We start from the raw sequence: 18,914 nt of genomic DNA, 5'->3' as shown, positions 1-18,914 counted from the left end.
ACCATATTAGTAATACATATCCGGAAAATCAGTATCCAGAGGATCAAACTATTTGCTTCCGGTTCGCTACTTCTAAATACATTTCTATTGATTTACCTTATTTTTTTATTACATATTTTATTAATTTATTGTTATTATATTGAGCATTAACCTATCTTATCTAATTTCAAAAATCTATAGTTTTGACTATAAATGTTCCAACACTTTAATTGAAGTGTTTAATTCTTTGAATGTACCAAATTTATCTTTTACTTGATAAAGAGTTGGTAATAAAGAAACATCTCCCAGATATGCTGTAACCTCAACCATTTCATCATATATTCTTTCCTGACTTAATTCATGAATTAGTATCTGAGTAACACGCTTATCTTGCCTCTTTGCTAAACCAATTATTGCTTCAAATCGAGCTTCAAAGTTTTTTTCATCTAATAATAATACAAAGCAATTACGAATCTCCGGTGTGTCATAGTTATTTACATTCACCGCGAATGCCGCCCAATTTTTTACTTCACTATGAGTATCTTTTAAAAGTTTAATCAGTAATGGTATTGATGCTCTATTTTTAAATACGGATAAAGCAAAAGCTGTACTTACTCTCACCATGACAGATTTATCCAGTACGGTACTTTGAGCAAGGGATAATAAAGTGTCTGCGTATTTCTTTTTAGCTTTTTCGCAGCGATGACCAAAAGATGATACCGCATAAGAGCGTACGATAGCAGATTGATCATTCAAAGCTAAATCATACAATATTTTCAAAGATATTTTTTCTTCTTTAGTGTTTAACTTGATTTGTCCTAAAATAAAAGCAGCCAGGGCTCTGCGTTTATAACGATTACTAAAACTATCCATTTGAGCAAGCCGGATAATTTTACTTCCACCCCTTAACTGCAATGATGCTGCAGCTTCTAAGCTTAATTCAAAATTATCATGATCAAGTAAAGCTATTAATTTATCTTCAGGTAAATACCTGCATCGTTGCCAATACTCAAAGTGAATATCATCCTTTTTTTTATCATATGCTGATCTTACCATCATCATACCTCCACTTTTTTATGTCATTATCAGTTCTCAATTTTCTACTACCTGCATTTTTCAGAGAATTTACTCTCCGCTATTGCTCTTCAAGCCATAAAAAACTTCTATTGGGTAAATTTTGTTTTGACTTTTAATTTCTCTAAATTTTCTATACACATATTTAATTTTTTGGATGAGCCAAATTTATCTTTTATCTGATAAAGCACAGGTAATAACGAAACATCTCTTAAGTAGCTTATTAGTTCTATCATTCTATCATCTATCTTATCTTCACTTAATTCTTGAATTATAAGCTGAGCAACACTTTTATTAAGCCTCTTTGCTAAACCAGTTATTGCCTCATATCGAACATCAAAATTATTTTCTTTCAATAATAAGACAAAACAATTTCGGATTTCCGGTGTATCATAGCCATTTACATTCACTGCAAATGCCGCCCAGTTTTTTACCTCACTGTGAGTATCTTTTAAAAGCTTAATCAGTAATGGAATTGATACTTCATAATCAAACATGGATAAAGCAATGGCAGTATTCGCTCTTACCTTGAAAGATTTATCCAGAATGGTCTTTTGAGCAAGGGCTAATAAAGAATCTAAGTTTTTATTTTTAATACCCTTACATCGTTGGCCAAAAGATAATACCACGTAAGAACGCACGATAGCAGACTGATCATTTAAAGCTAAATCATATAGTATTTTCAAAGAATTTTTTTCTTCTTTAGTGTTTAGCCTGATTTGTCCTAAAATAAAAGCAGCCAGGGCTCTGCGTTTATAGCTATTATTATAACTATCTGCTTGAGCAAGTTTAATAACTTTACTTCCTCCTATTAACAGTAATGCTTTTGCAGCCTCTAAACTTAAGCTGAAATTATCATGGCTAAGTAAAGCAACTAATTCTTTTTCAGACAAATGACGACATTGCTCCCAATACTGAAATTCAAAATCTTCTTGATTTTTATCATATTTCGATATTCTATTGCTTTTTATAGCCTCAGCATTTTGTTTCTTTTTGGCTATTGTTTTCATTTCAGGATCTGATATCACCATTACATTACTCCTGTTTTTTCATCTTTATTTTTAGACTCTTAAATTTCTAATTTTCTGTATTTTTCATAAAATTTAGCCGGTAATTCATAATTATACCTGGGTTGATTAACATTACTGATACATTTTCCAATCTGAAATTCGATCACCTTACAACTCCATCAAATTGTCTTTTATCGGTTTTTCCATCTCGGTATCAAAAACTTGTTCTAAGACAGTTTAATAAATGTTATATAAATATAACGAGTTATTTTAAATCTTTTCTTCATTTTTTTATAAAACTTATGTATCAATAAACCACTAAAATGCCAATGGTAAATATCCCATTTAATTTCCTCTCTGATTAGTATAAATTTTTTCAGCAAATTAGCAGCAAAAAAATCTCCGTTTTCACAGAGATTTTTTTTCTTAATTCCCATTAAAAAATATGCCAATCTACAGGTTTACATTCAAGATTGTCATGACCCACTTCTTTTACAAGCGAGTCAAATTTCATTATTACATTATTTAGTGTTTCCTCTAGGCTGGTTCCGTTACCTAAATTGTTTTCAAATTTACCTGTGTCTGTAAATTTAAAAGCCAGACTTGTGCACCCCCTGAATTCACCTTCTGCATTTTCATATATCCTAATCGTCATCCTATTGAAGGGATAATTAATATCCACCCAAAAACCAAATTCGCCGACCAGTTTTTCTATTTTTACATTTTTAAAATTTATTTGGCGCCACATAGAATATCTCCTATCTTTATAATATAATAATTTATCTCATTTGAATATTACATATTTATACAGTAGTCATCATATTCTATATCTTCATCAGTTAAGCTTTCCAGATTGCACTCTTTCATTCTCTCGAAAAAACCTCGAATAGTATTTTCCAATGCTTCTTCAATAGTTTCTCCGTCTTCAACTGGACCTAAAGCCGCTCCATCCAGAATTTCCCCGTTAGAAACATATTTTTTTATAATCAGTATATTAGTACTACCCAAATATCTTTTTAATGATTTATCAAACTGTTCCGCAAAGTCAATAATTCTAATTTTCAATTTTCCATTTGGTAATATCGGCATTGAAATCATAAATTCTGCAACTACCTTTTCTACATCATATTGTTTAAAGCATTCTTTGTTGCTTATATTTTTCCACATATATTTACACCATTATGGTTGCATTGATTAATGTAATACTATTTTTTCCCAATCTCATTAATTTTGGTATTTTGCCTATAACAGAATATATTTTATAGCTATAAAATCTCTTGTATATTAAACATTTTGGCATTTGGATTTCTTATCCTGAGAGATTCACACTCACTTAGCCTTAGGTATTTATATACTTTGGTAATCAAATTAGATCATATCGCTCTGTTTGTCCATTTTAATTTCAGCAGTCATTTACAATAATTAAGTTTATATCATTTTATTGTCTCTGAAACTACAGATTTCTGGTATTTCGATAATGGCATTCAGTTTACCGTTTTCAAATACAACACGTTTCATAATTTTCGAGCTTTATATTTTGTTACTGTTTAGCTTTGATGATATAGCATTTAAATTTCGATTATCGGCTGTTGATAACATCATTCTGTCTATACTCATCACATAGCTTATAGAGCATACCTATTCATTACAGAATCATTGCTAATCCTATTCAGATAATTACTAATGTTGTAACTACAGCTAAGGTGTTTTAAAAGGTATTTTTAGATAAACGAGTTTTTTGTATAATAAATTAGACATTTATATTTCTCCTTTCCTCATTGAAAATTTTGTTTATAAAGGTTGTATATTACTATTTCCTAATATAAAAATTTTTCCCACCATTTTACACGGTGGGAAAATATTTTATATTATTGATTGAGTAATTATGTTTAGATTAACTATTAAGTCATGATTTTCAAACCAAAAAATTCTAAATCCATAAAAGTTTAACCTTACACTTCAATAAGTATATTTTTATATTTATCTTTAATATCCAATATGATTTCTAAACAAATAATTCTTCCTTCAAAATCCCCAGTCTCCAAATTAATTTCATAAGCGGCTATTTTTTCTTCAGCAATATCAGTATAAATTACAGAACGTCCTGTTTTAAAGGGCTCTTCTAACCTAATATTGTCTAATTTTTTAATAAACATTGATGGAATATAACGACACCCAAATCCCTCATCCTTTTCTAAATCAAAATTCGAAAAAGAAATAAACTTAACATCCTTACATATAACTTTTCCCATTTCTGCGCCTTCATGGTAGACACTTGTTAATTGTAATAATAAATCACAACCATAGTTTACAAACTCTATTGTTCCCAACCCAAAATCGTCAATTTGTTTCATATCTTTTAACCCTGTATTTTCTATAAAAAATGTTTATTAAATATCACTAATTTATTATTTTACCATTTCAATTAACTTAATTTTAGTATTTTATTTAAATCATTTTCCGGCAAATTTTTTTCAATTTTTACCTACTTTACTGATGTCTTTGATATTGGTTTTGCACCATAAATTTACAAAAAATAGATAATCCGGTTTTTAATTCTGACTGTTCATATCACTTATTTCAATTTTTTGGTTACTTACATATTCAAATTGTCAATTATCTAAAAATTTTCATATAGATTATTAAATATAATAGCTATATTTCAGATTTAGGTTCTAATTAACTCTGTTTTATTTACCTTAAAATCCAATGACTCTTGATAACGAGAGTATCTGAATATATTTTTAGGAGATTTGAGGATATTATATTATTAATATTCAATATTAATTTTTTAGTGAATTTTTCAACTAAAAAACTCGATCAACCGGTTTATTAATCATTAAGAAATTATTTCACAATCAGTATCACCTGTTAAATAAAATTCAGTAAAAGCTCTTCTAACCAGACTAAAATCGTCGACTATCATTGCATTACTCCATTCATCACCAAGCATATCTACCATGATATTGGGGCAAGTCGAATCATCAAAAGTTCTGATTTCATCATCTTCTCCTACAATTGAATATGCAAACATCACCATATATTTCTGATTCTGTGAGTAAAGAGTTAATTGATAAGGTTCGATACCTTTCTGCTTATATTGTTCCAAATAAAGAGAGCCGTTCGCAGATGCATATAAATTTAAAGTAGCATTAATGTCTGCTAATATAAGATTAGCAATATCAACTCCTCCTGTAGCTCGATTTTTTAATGTAGTTCCGTACAAAAATCCCTTAAATTCGAATTAAATTTTCATTTGACTATCCCATTATTTTGTAATTTTCATAAATACTATTTTGTATGTTCATATTATCTCATTGATTTGGGGTTTTATTAGATAAATTTTCATTAAGTTTTTTTATATTTATCTCAATAATTTTTGTTTTATAATCTTTATATTCATGAGTTTTATTTTCACTAATCAAAGCATATGAGTACAAAAAAATAGTACCTAATTCAGATTTTACCGATATAATATTATACTTAATGATATATATCATTATCTTTTCAAGGATTTTTAATTTAGGCAGAAAAGATTTATATTTATATTTTTTTAATGCTCTTATAAAAATATTGAAAAAATTATTACTTGTGAATTATTATGCATAACTTCTTGATTTGCTTATTTAGTATTATAATCCAATATTAAATTTAATATTATTAAGAAAATTTCAATTTTTTAATAAAAAAAAATAAATTAATTTTATTATAATTAAGCTTAGATTAAAAAATCTAAGCTTAATTATATACTATATATTTATATTATAATCACAATGACATTTTTTAATTGAAGGCTCAAATATTTCACGTAGCCTTAAACCCTCTTTTAGCCACATATAAGCTGCAGCCGGTGCGTTTTTATGCCTTTCTGCTTCCATATTCTGTGTAGGTCTTGAACCATTTACTATATTCCATACTATTTTACCTCCTGTGTGCGCAGCTAAGGCAACTCCTGGAAATCTACCCATACCATAGAAAGAAGATCTCAGCATCCAATCAATATCAACATCTCCTCCTATACTTGGATATGGCTTATTTAAACCAGCTGAATCATTCTCACCCCAAACAAAATTAAGCGCATGATATTTATACGAAAATACTACACAAAGAGGGCTTGTACACTGATCATCAAATTCTATTAATTCCTTTAATTTTTTACAGCCTTCTTCATCAAACACTTTTTCCTGCCCCTCTAGTCCAAATGGGTCCCAAAAAGCTACTGGATTTGCATTAGCATATGCATAAGTATTTACTCCTCCTTCCAATCCTATCGGATCACTTTGAATATATCTTCCAGTTTTTACATCATAATCTCGAAAATAATTATATGACAATCCAGTTTCTACATCGAAATACTGTCCTGGAAAACGTAAATTCATAATAATTTGGTTGTTTACATCTAGTTTACCATTTCCAAATGCATCATTATTAATTTTCCAGCTCTGATTACCATTACTATTTATCGCCAGTTGCGGTGTACCCAAATGATCCGTAACTAAATAGTGATAATTAGCATTTCTCAGAGTTTGTCCAACATTTAGATTAGACTGCCATAATGGTTTTGTTCCCCAATCGCTACCAGGCATCCATCCGTACGCTACCTGCATTCTACCATTTTGATCAAATTCAGCTATAAGCCCTTCATTACTATAAATATAGTATGTAGTTTCACCATGTACTGTTTTGCTGATACGACGCCCAAATGGATCATATTCATATCGAGCTAGTTCACCATTGTCATTGCTGACCTTACTCAAACGTTCCGCTGCGTTGTAGCTATAACTGAGTTTTTTATTTGCATTCTCTTCTGTAGACAGCTGTCCATTCGGGGTATAAGTCAGGTTAGTCTGCTCTTTTCCTTCTCCCCATTTAATCAATTGGTTCTGGTTGTTATACAGCCATTCTCCTGGTTGCTGAGCACTGCCGGTACGGTTACCGATTGCATCGTAGCTATACGATTCAGCTTGCTGCTCTGTGGTTTCACTTTCCGGTTTTACCTGAGTCAGACGATCCAGCTGATCATACTGATAACTGCTGCTACCCTTTTCTGTCTGAATATGACTTATGTTACTTACTTTATCATAGCTGTAGTTACGTTCCAGTAAGGTTTTATCGTTACTAACCAGTTTAATCTGTACAGGCCGCTGTAAAGCATCATAACTATTTGTTTGTACTGCATGCGGGTAAGTAACTTTGCCTGGCTTGTACCATTGGTAATTACTCCAGTTAATTTCTTCTCCGTTAGGTAGCACAGCTTTTTGCAACTGATTATTAGCGTAGACATAGTTTACTGTACTGTTATCCGGATAAGTAATACTTGCCAGATTTCCATCTGCATCATAGCTATATTTCAAAGTATTTTTGATGTCACCATAGCTGATATCTTCCTGCACCACCCGCCCTAATGCATCACGCTGATAGGTAAAATGACTATTGGTAATACCGCTTTGCTGCGCATCTATTAATTGATTATTGGCATCATACTGATAGTTAACTGTCTGTTCAGCATTATCGGCATTTGCAGCAATAAAGCTTTGCTGGCTAATATTACCCACTGCATCATACTGGTACTTTACACGATTACCATTTGTCTGCTTCTCTTCTATCAGCTGATTGGCATTGTTATAGCTGTATTCAACATCATTACCAAGAGCTTTGGTCCCTTTAATCAAATTATTATTTTGGTCATACGTAAAGCGATACTGGTTACCATTAGGATCAGTAAAATTAGTAATGTTGTTGAACAGATCGTACTGATACAGAGTTTTATCGGATAGTGCATTTATATCCGCTGTTATTTGACCTAACGCATTGTATTCGCTATAGTTGGTATGTTCAGCCGCATCAGTATGGCTAATAATCTGACCCAACTGATCATAAGTTCTATGAGCATCTAACTGAGTTTTGTTATCTAGTTGTTGTCCTACACCAGTGATATTACCCATTATGTCGTAATTATAATTTTCAATATACGTAGGATAGATAATTTGAGTCAATAACCCAGAATCACTCGTATTTTGAAGACCATACTTGTATTTAAATTGATTACCACTATAATCAGAATATTGAATTAGCCTGCCTTTTTTATCATAGTTTAGTTCACTTACCAGCCCAGAAGGAGTGACAATTTTGGTCAATTGGCTAAATTGATCATAGTGAAAGGTAGTGACTTGATTGAGGGCATTGATAACTTTAACTTCTCTTCCTTTTGGTGTATCTTGATAACTATAGTTAGTATTGTTACCCTTTGCATCCGTTATTTGCACTGTACGACCAAAAGCATCATTTTTAATACTAGTAGTATTGTTAAGCGGATTGGTTATTTTGGAAGTGTAACCAGCATGATTATAATTCAGTACCCACTTCTGCTGTAAAGGATCTTTTATTTCCGTAGGCTGTCCCTGAATGTTATAACTATATTGATACTGCTGACCTTTCCCATCTGTATAACTGGATACATTACCGTACCGGTCGAAACTTTGCTGTTGACTGATAGATTTTCCTTCACTACCAATAACGACTGCTTTAGTCTGTTGGCCAAAATTATCGTAATCAAATTTAACTATTCGTTGCTCTGGTTTTCCTGCTGCGTAAATAATTTTAGTAGGTTGATTACCAGCATTATATTCAAAGTTAACACTATCTCCTTTGGCATTGATAAATTTTACAAGTTTATTCACCTGATTGTACTGATATTCCTCAGTTGCTCCGTTTGGATAAGTAATTTTAAGCGGATAATCTGCTTGATTATATTGTGTCGTTGTTATCTGACCGCGTTCATCAGTGTATTTAACAATATTATTAACAGTATCACGCTGATAGCTGGCTGTAAGATTACCATCAACTTTTTCTGATAAAACACGACCATCGCTGTCAAACACAGTAACAGTTTTTTGACCAGCAGGATCGCTTACGGTAATAGTATACTGTTTATTAATGCGATTATATTCGGTGTTATAAATTGTTACTGCACCAGTTTTAGTGGTAACTTTTCCTACTCTGGCCAGTTTGTTTTCATGATCGGCTGCTCCGGTGGTGACAACAGTACTTTGCGATATGCCGCCACCATTCATACCACTACCCATAGCCACTCTGAATGATTTTACAGACTGAACGTAATCAATTTTGGTAACTCCGCCATCAGGATCAGTTCTGCTGTTTAACTGACCATTTTGGTCATAACCATATTTCCACACATTACCCATAACATCGGTAACTTTAGTCAACTTATCCCCGGACCAGCTGTAACTAACACTGCGCCCGCTGCGATCGGTGGCTTTAATCAGATGATCCTGATTGTCATAATCCAGACTGTAAACCAGTTCATTATTATTATCTTTGATAGCAGTACGCCGACCTTCTTTATCCAGTTCAAAGCTGACCTTTACGTTACTGGCATTACCATAAGCCAGTGGTCTTCCTTTACTGTCATAATTAATCCAGTTTCCTTGCTGATCACTCCAGCGCCAGCCGCTATCGACTTTTTGAATTGACACCTTTTTAAACGTGTACAGGTCAGCTGTACCATTACGCTGATACAGTGTGCCGGCACGATCAATAGTTTTAACACTATTGTCTAAAGGATCAAGTACAAAGCGCAATTCTGCCCATGCTGGATTTAGATACCAGCGTCCGTTTTCCCATGTACGGTTGAGTTTAACCTCGCCGCCTAATACTTTAACCCGCATATCAATAGCATTTTCCGTATACTCGGCATTCGGTAATCTTACTTTAGAATTGCTTATACCTGATATTTTTTGGTCACTGCTACTATTTATGCTGGCATAAACCATTTGTGGTAATGCCATAATGAGCATAAAAATGCAGCTGCTAACTCGGGACTGGAATTTCTTTAACCTATTACTAAGTTGTATGATATTTTTTACCATCCTATTATAACCCTTGTATTTAAATTTTTAATTAACATTTTAAAATTTATCTGGAACCGCTATTTGAACCACCTGTACTGCATGGAGTATCAGGTGCACACCCCCCCGTCATGGGCACGGCTGCCGGTGAACCAATATTGCCACTGCTGACAAATCCTCCGCTGTTACTACCTGATGAACCACCACTGCCCCAACCCGCGCCATTACCATTGGCAGAGCATTTTTTACCGGTATACTGAAAAAATCGGCCAGTACTCATATATTTGGAGATATCCCCATTGGCACATTCACTCTGATGGATTTCTGTATAGCTAACTTCATAAAACGTACAATCCCCTTCATTATTATCAGGTGCTGAGCGCAATAAATCAGGCAACGTAGCACTTCTGGATCGCAACAGTGTCGGCTGCTTCGGATCAAGAGCAGTAACTTTATATGAAATAACTACTTTTTCTTTTGGTTTCAGCACGCTGGGTACTTCTCCGAAAAATTCATATTTGAATCTGGAGTCGGTTTTAGGCAAATTTAAAACAACATTTTCTGCCTGAACTAATCCATAATTACTTACTGTAATCTCTCCGGTTTTTTCTTCACCTATCTGCATAGCACCCAGATTAATCGACAGAGGTTCCAGCAAAATTACCGGTGCCGGTACCTGTGTATTAAAGGTGGCATTAACATTAATGTCATAGACATCTTTAATCGAAGTTTCAGTTACACCAAACTCTACATTAACTAACTGATATTCAAGAAAAATATGCTGATTAGTAGTACTATCAGGATTAATTACAATCCGGCCACTGGCATCCATATGGTTAGGTGCACTGGCACGGTAGCGATAAATACCTGCCGGCAATTCACTTAATGAAGCAATACCATCTTTATCAGTAATGAGTGTATATTGTTCGGTTAGAACATTATCATTCTGTAATTTAATGGTTGCACCTTTAACCCCCTTAATGGGCTGACCTTCTGCATCCAGTGTAGCCGTGTAAATATCAGCCACATCAAAATATGCAATACCCTGTCCGCTTTGGGTAACAGAAATGCTTACCGGAATCTTGCCCGACAGTTTTCCACCCGTGGAAACTCTGATAATAAAATTGTAAATACCATCAGCTATGCTGTTGTCCGGTTGAGCCATGATTTGCACGGGTACTTTTTCATCAACCGCAATTGCATTAATATTTTTGTCACTGGCAATAAATACCCATTCCGGTGCTGGATTACCCTGCTCATCTACCAGCTCTACCTGAACATTTTCGGCTTTTGCTAAACCTTTATTGCCGATATGAATATTAGCCGTGGTTGTTGTATTCTGCTTCAAACCAGTCTGGATATAGGTCGGAGAAGCATACAAATCAGGCATTGGCTGACCAAGCTGATAATTAATCTGCAGTTTTCCGCGTACTAAATCTCCTGAATCCTCAGCAAATGCAACGAGATATAAGCTCCCCTTTTCTGCAGCATTATTATCGGCAGTAAATTTAATTGTTGTAGAACGTGTTTGTCCGGGCGCAATATCAATTGCTTCAGACTCGATATTAATACCTTGCGGCAATACGCCATCCGGCTGATTCTCAGCTGCAAGTACCCAGCGTAATTTTTTAGCACCGGTACTGGCCGTAGCATTTACGGTTATCGGGGTTGGAATGGTACGCGGTGCCTTAAGCTGATACCCCTGAATATTGAATGCAATCCGGTTAATTGCAAAGCTACCCTGACTGATAACTGTTTTTTCATCAGGATGAATGAGACCAATCTGATAAGTACCGGAATCAGAATCCTGCGGAGTAAAAGTATAGGAAAAATTACCATTTTCATCTGTGGCAACAGCAATTTTTCGCTCAAAACCTTTTACATTTAAAACCAGCTTCAATGGTACATTTGCTGCAGCAGTATTATCAGCACGATATAGTGCCAGACCGGAAATTGTAACAGGCTGAGGACCATAACTGATGGCAGGGCTAATTGCTGTTATTTTACCGCTGTAAGGTATAGGCGGAGGTGCCGGCGGTTCAATCTTAACATTTACAGTACGTGTACTGGTTATGGTTTTGCCACTGGTATTGGTTATCTTTGCTGATAATTCATGACTGCCATTATCCTGCATAGTAAGCGGCCAGTGTGCCTGATAAGGACGCTCGGTCAGGGCTGCAAATTGTTTGTTATCAATAAACAGCTCTACCTTTTCAATCCCCAGTTCATCTGCTGCATCTACCTGAATATCTATAGGGGCAGAAAGAGTCTGATTTTCTCCGGGTGTTGTGATTGCTCCTGTAGGTACAGGTAAAGCGAAATCAAATATTACAGGAGCACTAGGTTCACTGCTGGCAGAACCATTTATCACAATGGCATGCAAGCGATAGCTACCTTCTTCAGATAACCGGATATCCTGATTAAAATTACCCTGTTCATCCGTTATTACAGGCTTCCCAATCGATTGATTATTTAAATATAGTTGTACTTTACTACCTGCTTCAGCCGTACCCTGAACTTTTAATAAAGAGGTTTTAATCTTTGCCTGAGTAACCGGATTAATAAGTACAGGTGGTGCAATCATAATAGCAGTAGCTTTGGTATAACCAGAGCTGTTACCTGCCTTATCCAATGCATTCAGACGTGCATATAAAATACCTGAAGAAGGCACATTATCAATTTGCACACTATTAGCCTGAGCATTAATATCTTTATCAATCAAAGGATTATTAAATTCAGGATTATTTGCTATCTGCAAATGTACAGAAGCAACCCCACTTAAATTATCGTTGCTGCTGTAACTAATTTGAACAGTATTGCTATTAATACGGTTGAATTTATTCAGTTCAATAACTGGGTTGACAGTATCAATTGTGGTTGGAGCAGATAATGCAGACCACATTTCCCAGCTAGCGCCATTATTAATACTCCCTCTTATACGGGCACGATAAGACTTGCCATCCTGTAAACCATCAGCGAAAGTAAACCGATTCACATGGTTCAGCACTTCTTTATGCACAGAATTTCCGGCAGTATCCTGAATCTCGATTTCCCATGTATTAAATGTATCAGTATTTTTCCATGACCAGGCCGGAGGCTGATTGCTATAAGTGGCAACAGGCTGTGGTGACGGAGGGATTAAATCTGAAATATCAATGAAATCATATTCAGCATTTTCATTCTTAGTGTATGCTGTTGAATTACCATTGGGCGTAAATAAGATTGCCTGTTCTGATCGAATAGTATCAGCCTTATTACAACCGATCTGGACAGTATTTGGTCGAGTACCTTGTATGCCTATAGTTGCACTGTTACCCCTGCTGCGCTCATCAGTTAAAGACTTATATTGGTATTTAATCTGATTTGAACCTTCATAAAGGATAGCCTGAAATGTACCCATAGGCTGAGGATTCTTCGTATTTTTAAAATATTGATTCGTCCATTGAACTATCAGCTGCCTGTTTGGAGCCACCCCTTGAGTTTCATATTTGATATTACCCATAGGCTTACCGGGAACATTGGTAACTAAATCATCCCAGAATACATACAGCGTATTATTAATTTTTGGTAAACAAGCATTGATATAATTTTTCTTAGGTTTGTCAAATTGCAGCAAGCCATTAGTAGTGACATAAAATTTATTATATTTTTTGCCATAATAATTAAACTCAAAACCAATAGGCAATGCACCACTTACCATATTATCACCATTTAAATGGGTATCTGTTCCGGCATAGCCTGATGCAGATGCAATAGTGCATAATGCACAGAAAATCATTACAAATGCATTTTTCTGTTTGTTTTTAAGTTTTGAACTTTCCGTTCGGCTTAAACCGGGAAACCGGTTTTTCCAGTATTGATAAATATTCATCTTATACCCCTCATTATTCAGAGAACTCCTTAAGTAAGCTATATGGTTAATCGGCAAGGTCTGGATAAACTTTTTCCAGTATGGTTAATTAAATTTATTTGTTGTTGTACATAATGCTGATATGCAATTATTCCGCTTCTCAGCCATACAATATTGGCTGAATTATTAAGTTTAATTTGCTGTTGTAATGATTTAATAGTCTGTTCATCTGTACCAATTAATACATAGTGAATAAAAGCATTTTTGTTGGTAAAATTATTTTGTATAAACTGATTTAATTCTGAAATTGTATTTTGGGTAAGTGCAAATTGTTTAACCGGCTGCTCTGGTAGTACAGACAATTGTTCGGTATTTAAACCTATAGAAATGATTTGCCAGTGTATGGTTTTTCCTCCGGATAAAAAATCTTCCGGTGAAATTTCCTGCTGGTGCAGTGACACTGATTTTTGCTGGTTATCCCAGGCATATATACCGCCAGTTAAAGCAAAAATACGCTTAAAGCCTTTTTTTCTTAAATAATTAATAGTCTGATTTATCGGAATCTGATCAAAGCCGCTGCCAACCAGAATTACGTTTTTATCCATTAAAAAGCGTGCTTCAGATATTTGGTTAAGTGGGATGGTCAACATATTTAATCCGGAATTTTGTTCTTTTATTCCTGACCTGACATCCACCCAAATAATATTATCCGGCTGCTTTTTGCTTATTTCATTCATTGTCAGCCAGAAATTTTTATCCAGCTGCTGTTTATTCCGGTTATCTGGCCATTTGATAGCCTCAGGCGATATTACGGGATCAGATATATTGCTCTGACATGCTGAAATATCTTGTGCGAATATTAGTGTTTTATAGATAACTAATAAGCACATAAGGATAAAAAATTTACTAAATCTAAGCATAACTAATTCTTTTTATTTATTATTTAATCACCGATTACTATCTGGATAAAATATTTAAATTTTATATATATATAGATATAAACTGGTTATTAGTCTGAAAAGTTGTCTTAATAATCTATGAGCTGATTCTGAGCTTATATTGCTTTCTTCTCATAATGCATACAGCCATCAATTCGATTATTTTTCCTTACCACTCTTGTAGACAAAAGATTGAAATATAAATTAAAAATCTAAACCTCTATATTTTCAACAGTATTTAAAATGCTATAAATACAAAATACTGATATTTCCATCCAAGATTTTGCATATGAATTATTTAATAAAGATCATCCAGTTTCACTTTAGTAAGCATTTCAATAATATTTATTTCTGCTGACATATTTCATATAATAAAAATTCGTACCCAAATTAAGTTTAATGGTATTAATTTATATATCAGTACAAAATTACATTAAACAGTAATTATCAGCTTTTTAAATATTATCCAATATCAGTTCATATTAATTCTACTGAACTCAAAATAAAATTTTCAGTACTCCATAAGCTTTCGGAATCATTAACAGGTTTAATTTACTTATCTGATAAATACTATAGGAGATAATTTTATATATTATCCATTTTGCATTATTTTTCAGACAAAATAATGCGACAATAAATATTTGAATAATTGTAGATTTATTTACCAGAAATCAGCAATCTACTAACTAATGTAATTATTAATCTAAATAGCCAAATAAATATAAGAATATTTCAGAACTTTGAATTTTGCGTTCAATATTCTTTTCAGTATCAGATTAATGTATCAGTGTTGCTTTTCTAAAAAAGAAGAATTAATTTAAATTGTTGGTTAATATTATCATACCTTATTCTTTACAGGCAAATAATTTTCAATACAAATTTTAAATAATTGGTTTATTGTATATATTTTTTGTTTAAATTTGGAAAATAAAAAAAATCGTACTTTACAGTACGATTTTTTATTTTAATCAGAAACCATATATAAAATACATCATTTAATGTACAGGCTTTGCCTGATTTATTACTGATACAGGAAATGTAACTGTATTATTATTTTTATCCGGATCGGTAAGCTGACTTATTACCCGGGCAACAAAATTCCCATTTCCATCGGAACCAGTTACTTTTACTGTTAATAACAATATAGTTGCATCATTTACTGCCAGCCTGTCTATCCGCTTATCTTTAATATGATAATTTCCCATCAAAACTTTCTGACTGGTTATTTCTATATCAGAACTCAAATCAGTTTGCAAATAAACATTACGAGCATCAGCCGGGCCATTATTACTGATAGTTAATAATAATTGTACGCTGTCTGCAGGCAATGTTGGTACGCGTTCCAATTTTTCAACTTCAAGCTCAACATCTGCCTTTCCTGGTAAAACCGGAATACTAATTTGATTATTACTTAAATCAGGATCATTAGTCTGACTGAGTATATGCGTAGTGAACTGGCTTGCCTTATCACCCCCAGTTATCTTAACTGTCAATAATAGTATGGTACTTTCACCTGAAGCAAGTTTATCAATACGTTTATCCTGAGTATTATAGTTTCCTGCCACAACTTTCTGATCAGTAATTTCAAGATTCTCAGGTAAATCATGCTGAATATAAATATTGTTTGCAATTTCAGGTCCGTGATTACTAATCGTGATCAATACTTGCGCAGTATCGTCAGGTAATGAATTGTTCCATTCGACTGCTTGAGCACTGATAGAAATGTCGGCATTATCGGTTGCAGGAGGCTGGCTAATTTTTTGCTTCGCAAACAGATTATTGTCTGCATGCATATCATCTGATAGCACAATGTGTTCAATTTTGCCTGCAACAGCATTACCACCGGCGCTACCAGCAACAGCAGGACCATCAATCATTCCTTCTACATCGACAACCCAGACAGAATAGTCACCTGCAGGTAATTTTTCGAAAATAAATTTACCTGCCTCATTAGTATAAGCAACCCGATCAATGCGCTTACCGGCATTATCCTGTCCGGACAGGACAACTTTGATATGATTCAATCCCGGTTCATCATTATTCAACAATCCGTTTGCATCCAGATCATTATATACTGTACCGGTTATCACTGCCTGATCCTGAACGCTACCTTTTATAAACAAATTATATTTACCAGTTGAATCATGATCAAATACATTCACATAATAAGACCATGACAGATCTTCATTACGGGATTTGGATAACCAGACATTATCATTTAATAAGTGCTTACCATCTGATCGCTCAACATTTTTCAGTTGTCGGCTGCCATGAAAAGGATCGGGTACTTTTGCATAAACAAACCCTTTAGATGCAGGAAAAGTTAGCTGGTAACTGTTGCTGATTTCTTTTAAATCAGCCTTATTACTCTGATCAGTTACATTAGTGTCCACACCATTAGACTCATACAGGCGTAAGGCATCGCCATCACGTGCCAGAAAATCGGTAATATTATCACTGCTGGCCAAATCTACTTTTACATCATGGATCAGTGTATGTGTATTCGTAGCTTTTAACAGACTGGTAACCGCTCCGCCTAAAGTATCGGCATGAGTAAATGTGGCCTTGAAATCCGTAAATGTACCTGACAGACTGGCTGTCATATTCCAGCGACCGACAGCTACAGCACCCGCCTCTATATCACCAAAATTTAGTAACAAACTTTTACCTGCCTGCTGATTTCCTATATAACTGCCCAGAATACTGAAATCTACTAGCAGATTCTTTTTATTTTCCACAATTTTGGGCTGAGCAGAATCAATCATGGTTTTATAGGAAATACCTTTACCTTCATTTTTTATGCGTACACCCAAAGCAAACGGAACCGGAGGTTCTTCTTCTGGCGTGAATGGATCATCTCCGTAAACTTCACCAGGTAAAAAGTAATCCAGTGACAGTAATGGCTGGGGTTTCACTACCACATAGTCTGGAACAACATCTACTGTGGTCTCCTGACCATTAAGCTCATAAGTCAGCTTAGCACCAATGTTGTAAAGCGTATCTTTATCTTTAGCTGCTCCGTAGGTCGGTATAATCAGCCAGTGAATATCCGCATTGGATTTTTCAGCTACCTGTCCTGTTCCGTTAATATTGTCTATTCCTGACAAGGAGTTAATCCGATAGAAAAATTTAGCTTCATCATCCTCAGTTTTTTGGGTTACCTCAACCGGCTGATTATCTTTGTCAGTAAAAACTAACTCAACTCGTATATTTTTCAGTCTGGTATCCAAACCATTTTTAATTAGCATTCGTGCATCAAATGCCTGCCGCTCAAAAGATAACTTTTGCTCAATTACTATTTTAACTTCTGCACATTCTGCATCTTGCGCAAATACTGGTCTGGCGGGCATTATGCTGCAGAAAAAAAATGCCAGCAGAGTCAGTATATGGCAAAACCCTTTAAAGTATTTTAATAGGTTAGCCTTCATTATTTAACCTTCACGTATCATTATTTATCTTGTTGAATTTACAGATATTGTATTCAATAATTTCATATATCCATCCAATTATCTGTTTACTCTCCCTTTAATCTATTATTTAAATTCAGATTTAATTTATCTTTAAATTTCTCTTAATCTCCATTTTTATATCCGTATGTTCTATTATTTAAGTAAGTTATGCTTATTGTAATTTTCAGATAGATAATTACTTATAAATGCTTATAAATAATTATTCCAAATAAATTCTAAAGTATAAGCGGATTCCATTAGCTATATAATGCTATTATTGCAATTCAGTTAATTACTTGTCATTTAAGAGCAACAACTAACTACGCTGACAGCAGTGTTACATCCTGTCAGAAAAAAATTTAAATATAACAACCAAAGCTTAATAAAAGCGCGTCAGTTGTTTAAATTATGCAGATTAATGAAGTAAATACAGGCAAAATAGATAATATATGTGAGCAAAATATTATTTATTTCAAGTATTATAATAATACAAATACTTTTAATTCAAACTCAACAATGATATTAATACCTGCAGCAAACCATAAAAGCTAATACTATTTATTTAATTCAAAGTTAAAATAACCAATAAATAAATGCTATATTCATATTAAATATACATTAAAATTAAACAGACATCTATTTCTTTAAATATAAAGCTTTTTTAAATACTGACTTTATCTTTAATCAGTGATATCAGCAATATTTGAAACTTAATCAGATATTTATTCATCTGACCAAGATAATTT

At 33.7% G+C, this 18,914-nt stretch carries 10 protein-coding genes; all 10 read right to left on the bottom strand.

Annotated elements, in window-relative coordinates:
• Positions 1-186: 186 nt before the first annotated feature.
• The 10 genes from GY065_RS02480 to GY065_RS02435 all read right to left on the bottom strand — a co-directional run bounded on the left by GY065_RS02480 (position 187) and on the right by GY065_RS02435 (position 18,069).
• Positions 187-1,041, bottom strand: a complete 855-nt coding sequence (locus GY065_RS02480) for a HEAT repeat domain-containing protein (protein ID WP_174832965.1) — start codon at positions 1,039-1,041, stop codon at positions 187-189.
• Positions 1,042-1,142: 101 nt separating this feature from the next.
• On the bottom strand, positions 1,143-2,084 hold the full coding sequence (locus GY065_RS02475) for a HEAT repeat domain-containing protein (protein WP_174832964.1): 942 nt from the start codon (positions 2,082-2,084) through the stop codon (positions 1,143-1,145).
• Positions 2,085-2,499: 415 nt separating this feature from the next.
• Entirely contained in the window at positions 2,500-2,811 is a 312-nt protein-coding gene (locus tag GY065_RS02470) for a hypothetical protein (RefSeq protein ID WP_025330097.1), read from the bottom strand.
• 47 nt (positions 2,812-2,858) lie between these two features.
• Positions 2,859-3,230: a hypothetical protein gene (locus tag GY065_RS02465; RefSeq protein WP_174832963.1), complete on the bottom strand. Its 372-nt coding sequence runs from the start codon at positions 3,228-3,230 to the stop codon at positions 2,859-2,861.
• A gap of 785 nt (positions 3,231-4,015) precedes the next feature.
• Complete coding sequence (locus GY065_RS02460; RefSeq protein ID WP_100116810.1) at positions 4,016-4,417, bottom strand: hypothetical protein; 402 nt, start codon at positions 4,415-4,417, stop codon at positions 4,016-4,018.
• Positions 4,418-4,902: 485 nt separating this feature from the next.
• Positions 4,903-5,289, bottom strand: coding sequence for a hypothetical protein (locus GY065_RS02455; protein WP_174832962.1), 387 nt, complete (start codon positions 5,287-5,289; stop codon positions 4,903-4,905).
• 523 nt (positions 5,290-5,812) lie between these two features.
• Positions 5,813-9,880, bottom strand: coding sequence for an RHS repeat protein (locus GY065_RS02450; protein WP_174832961.1), 4,068 nt, complete (start codon positions 9,878-9,880; stop codon positions 5,813-5,815).
• A gap of 118 nt (positions 9,881-9,998) precedes the next feature.
• On the bottom strand, positions 9,999-13,802 hold the full coding sequence (locus GY065_RS02445) for an Ig-like domain-containing protein (RefSeq protein WP_174832960.1): 3,804 nt from the start codon (positions 13,800-13,802) through the stop codon (positions 9,999-10,001).
• A 38-nt stretch (positions 13,803-13,840) separates the two neighbouring features.
• Positions 13,841-14,431 carry a rhodanese-like domain-containing protein gene (locus GY065_RS02440; RefSeq protein WP_174832959.1) on the bottom strand — a complete coding sequence of 197 codons (591 nt, stop codon included), beginning with the start codon at positions 14,429-14,431 and terminating at the stop codon, positions 13,841-13,843.
• A gap of 1,283 nt (positions 14,432-15,714) precedes the next feature.
• Entirely contained in the window at positions 15,715-18,069 is a 2,355-nt protein-coding gene (locus GY065_RS02435) for an SdrD B-like domain-containing protein (RefSeq protein WP_174832958.1), read from the bottom strand.
• Positions 18,070-18,914: the final 845 nt, after the last annotated feature.

It is taken from the genome of Snodgrassella sp. ESL0323 (assembly GCF_013346865.1).
Taxonomy (GTDB): Bacteria; Pseudomonadota; Gammaproteobacteria; order Burkholderiales; family Neisseriaceae; genus Snodgrassella; species Snodgrassella alvi.
The sequence above is the reverse complement of the archived record's forward strand: the minus strand, read 5'-3'. Positions and strand labels throughout refer to the sequence as shown.

Excerpts from the sequence above, each read along its gene's own strand:
- GY065_RS02465 (WP_174832963.1), bottom strand. The coding sequence starts at position 3,230 with ATGTGGAAAAATATAAGCAACAAAGAATGCTTTAAACAATATGATGTA.
- GY065_RS02470 (WP_025330097.1), bottom strand. The coding sequence starts at position 2,811 with ATGTGGCGCCAAATAAATTTTAAAAATGTAAAAATAGAAAAACTGGTC.
- GY065_RS02440 (WP_174832959.1), bottom strand. The coding sequence starts at position 14,431 with ATGTTGACCATCCCACTTAACCAAATATCTGAAGCACGCTTTTTAATG.
- GY065_RS02460 (WP_100116810.1), bottom strand. The coding sequence starts at position 4,417 with ATGAAACAAATTGACGATTTTGGGTTGGGAACAATAGAGTTTGTAAAC.
- GY065_RS02445 (WP_174832960.1), bottom strand. The coding sequence starts at position 13,802 with ATGAATATTTATCAATACTGGAAAAACCGGTTTCCCGGTTTAAGCCGA.
- GY065_RS02450 (WP_174832961.1), bottom strand. The coding sequence starts at position 9,880 with ATGCTCATTATGGCATTACCACAAATGGTTTATGCCAGCATAAATAGT.
- GY065_RS02435 (WP_174832958.1), bottom strand. The coding sequence starts at position 18,069 with ATGCCCGCCAGACCAGTATTTGCGCAAGATGCAGAATGTGCAGAAGTT.
- GY065_RS02480 (WP_174832965.1), bottom strand. The coding sequence starts at position 1,041 with ATGATGATGGTAAGATCAGCATATGATAAAAAAAAGGATGATATTCAC.
- GY065_RS02475 (WP_174832964.1), bottom strand. The coding sequence starts at position 2,084 with ATGGTGATATCAGATCCTGAAATGAAAACAATAGCCAAAAAGAAACAA.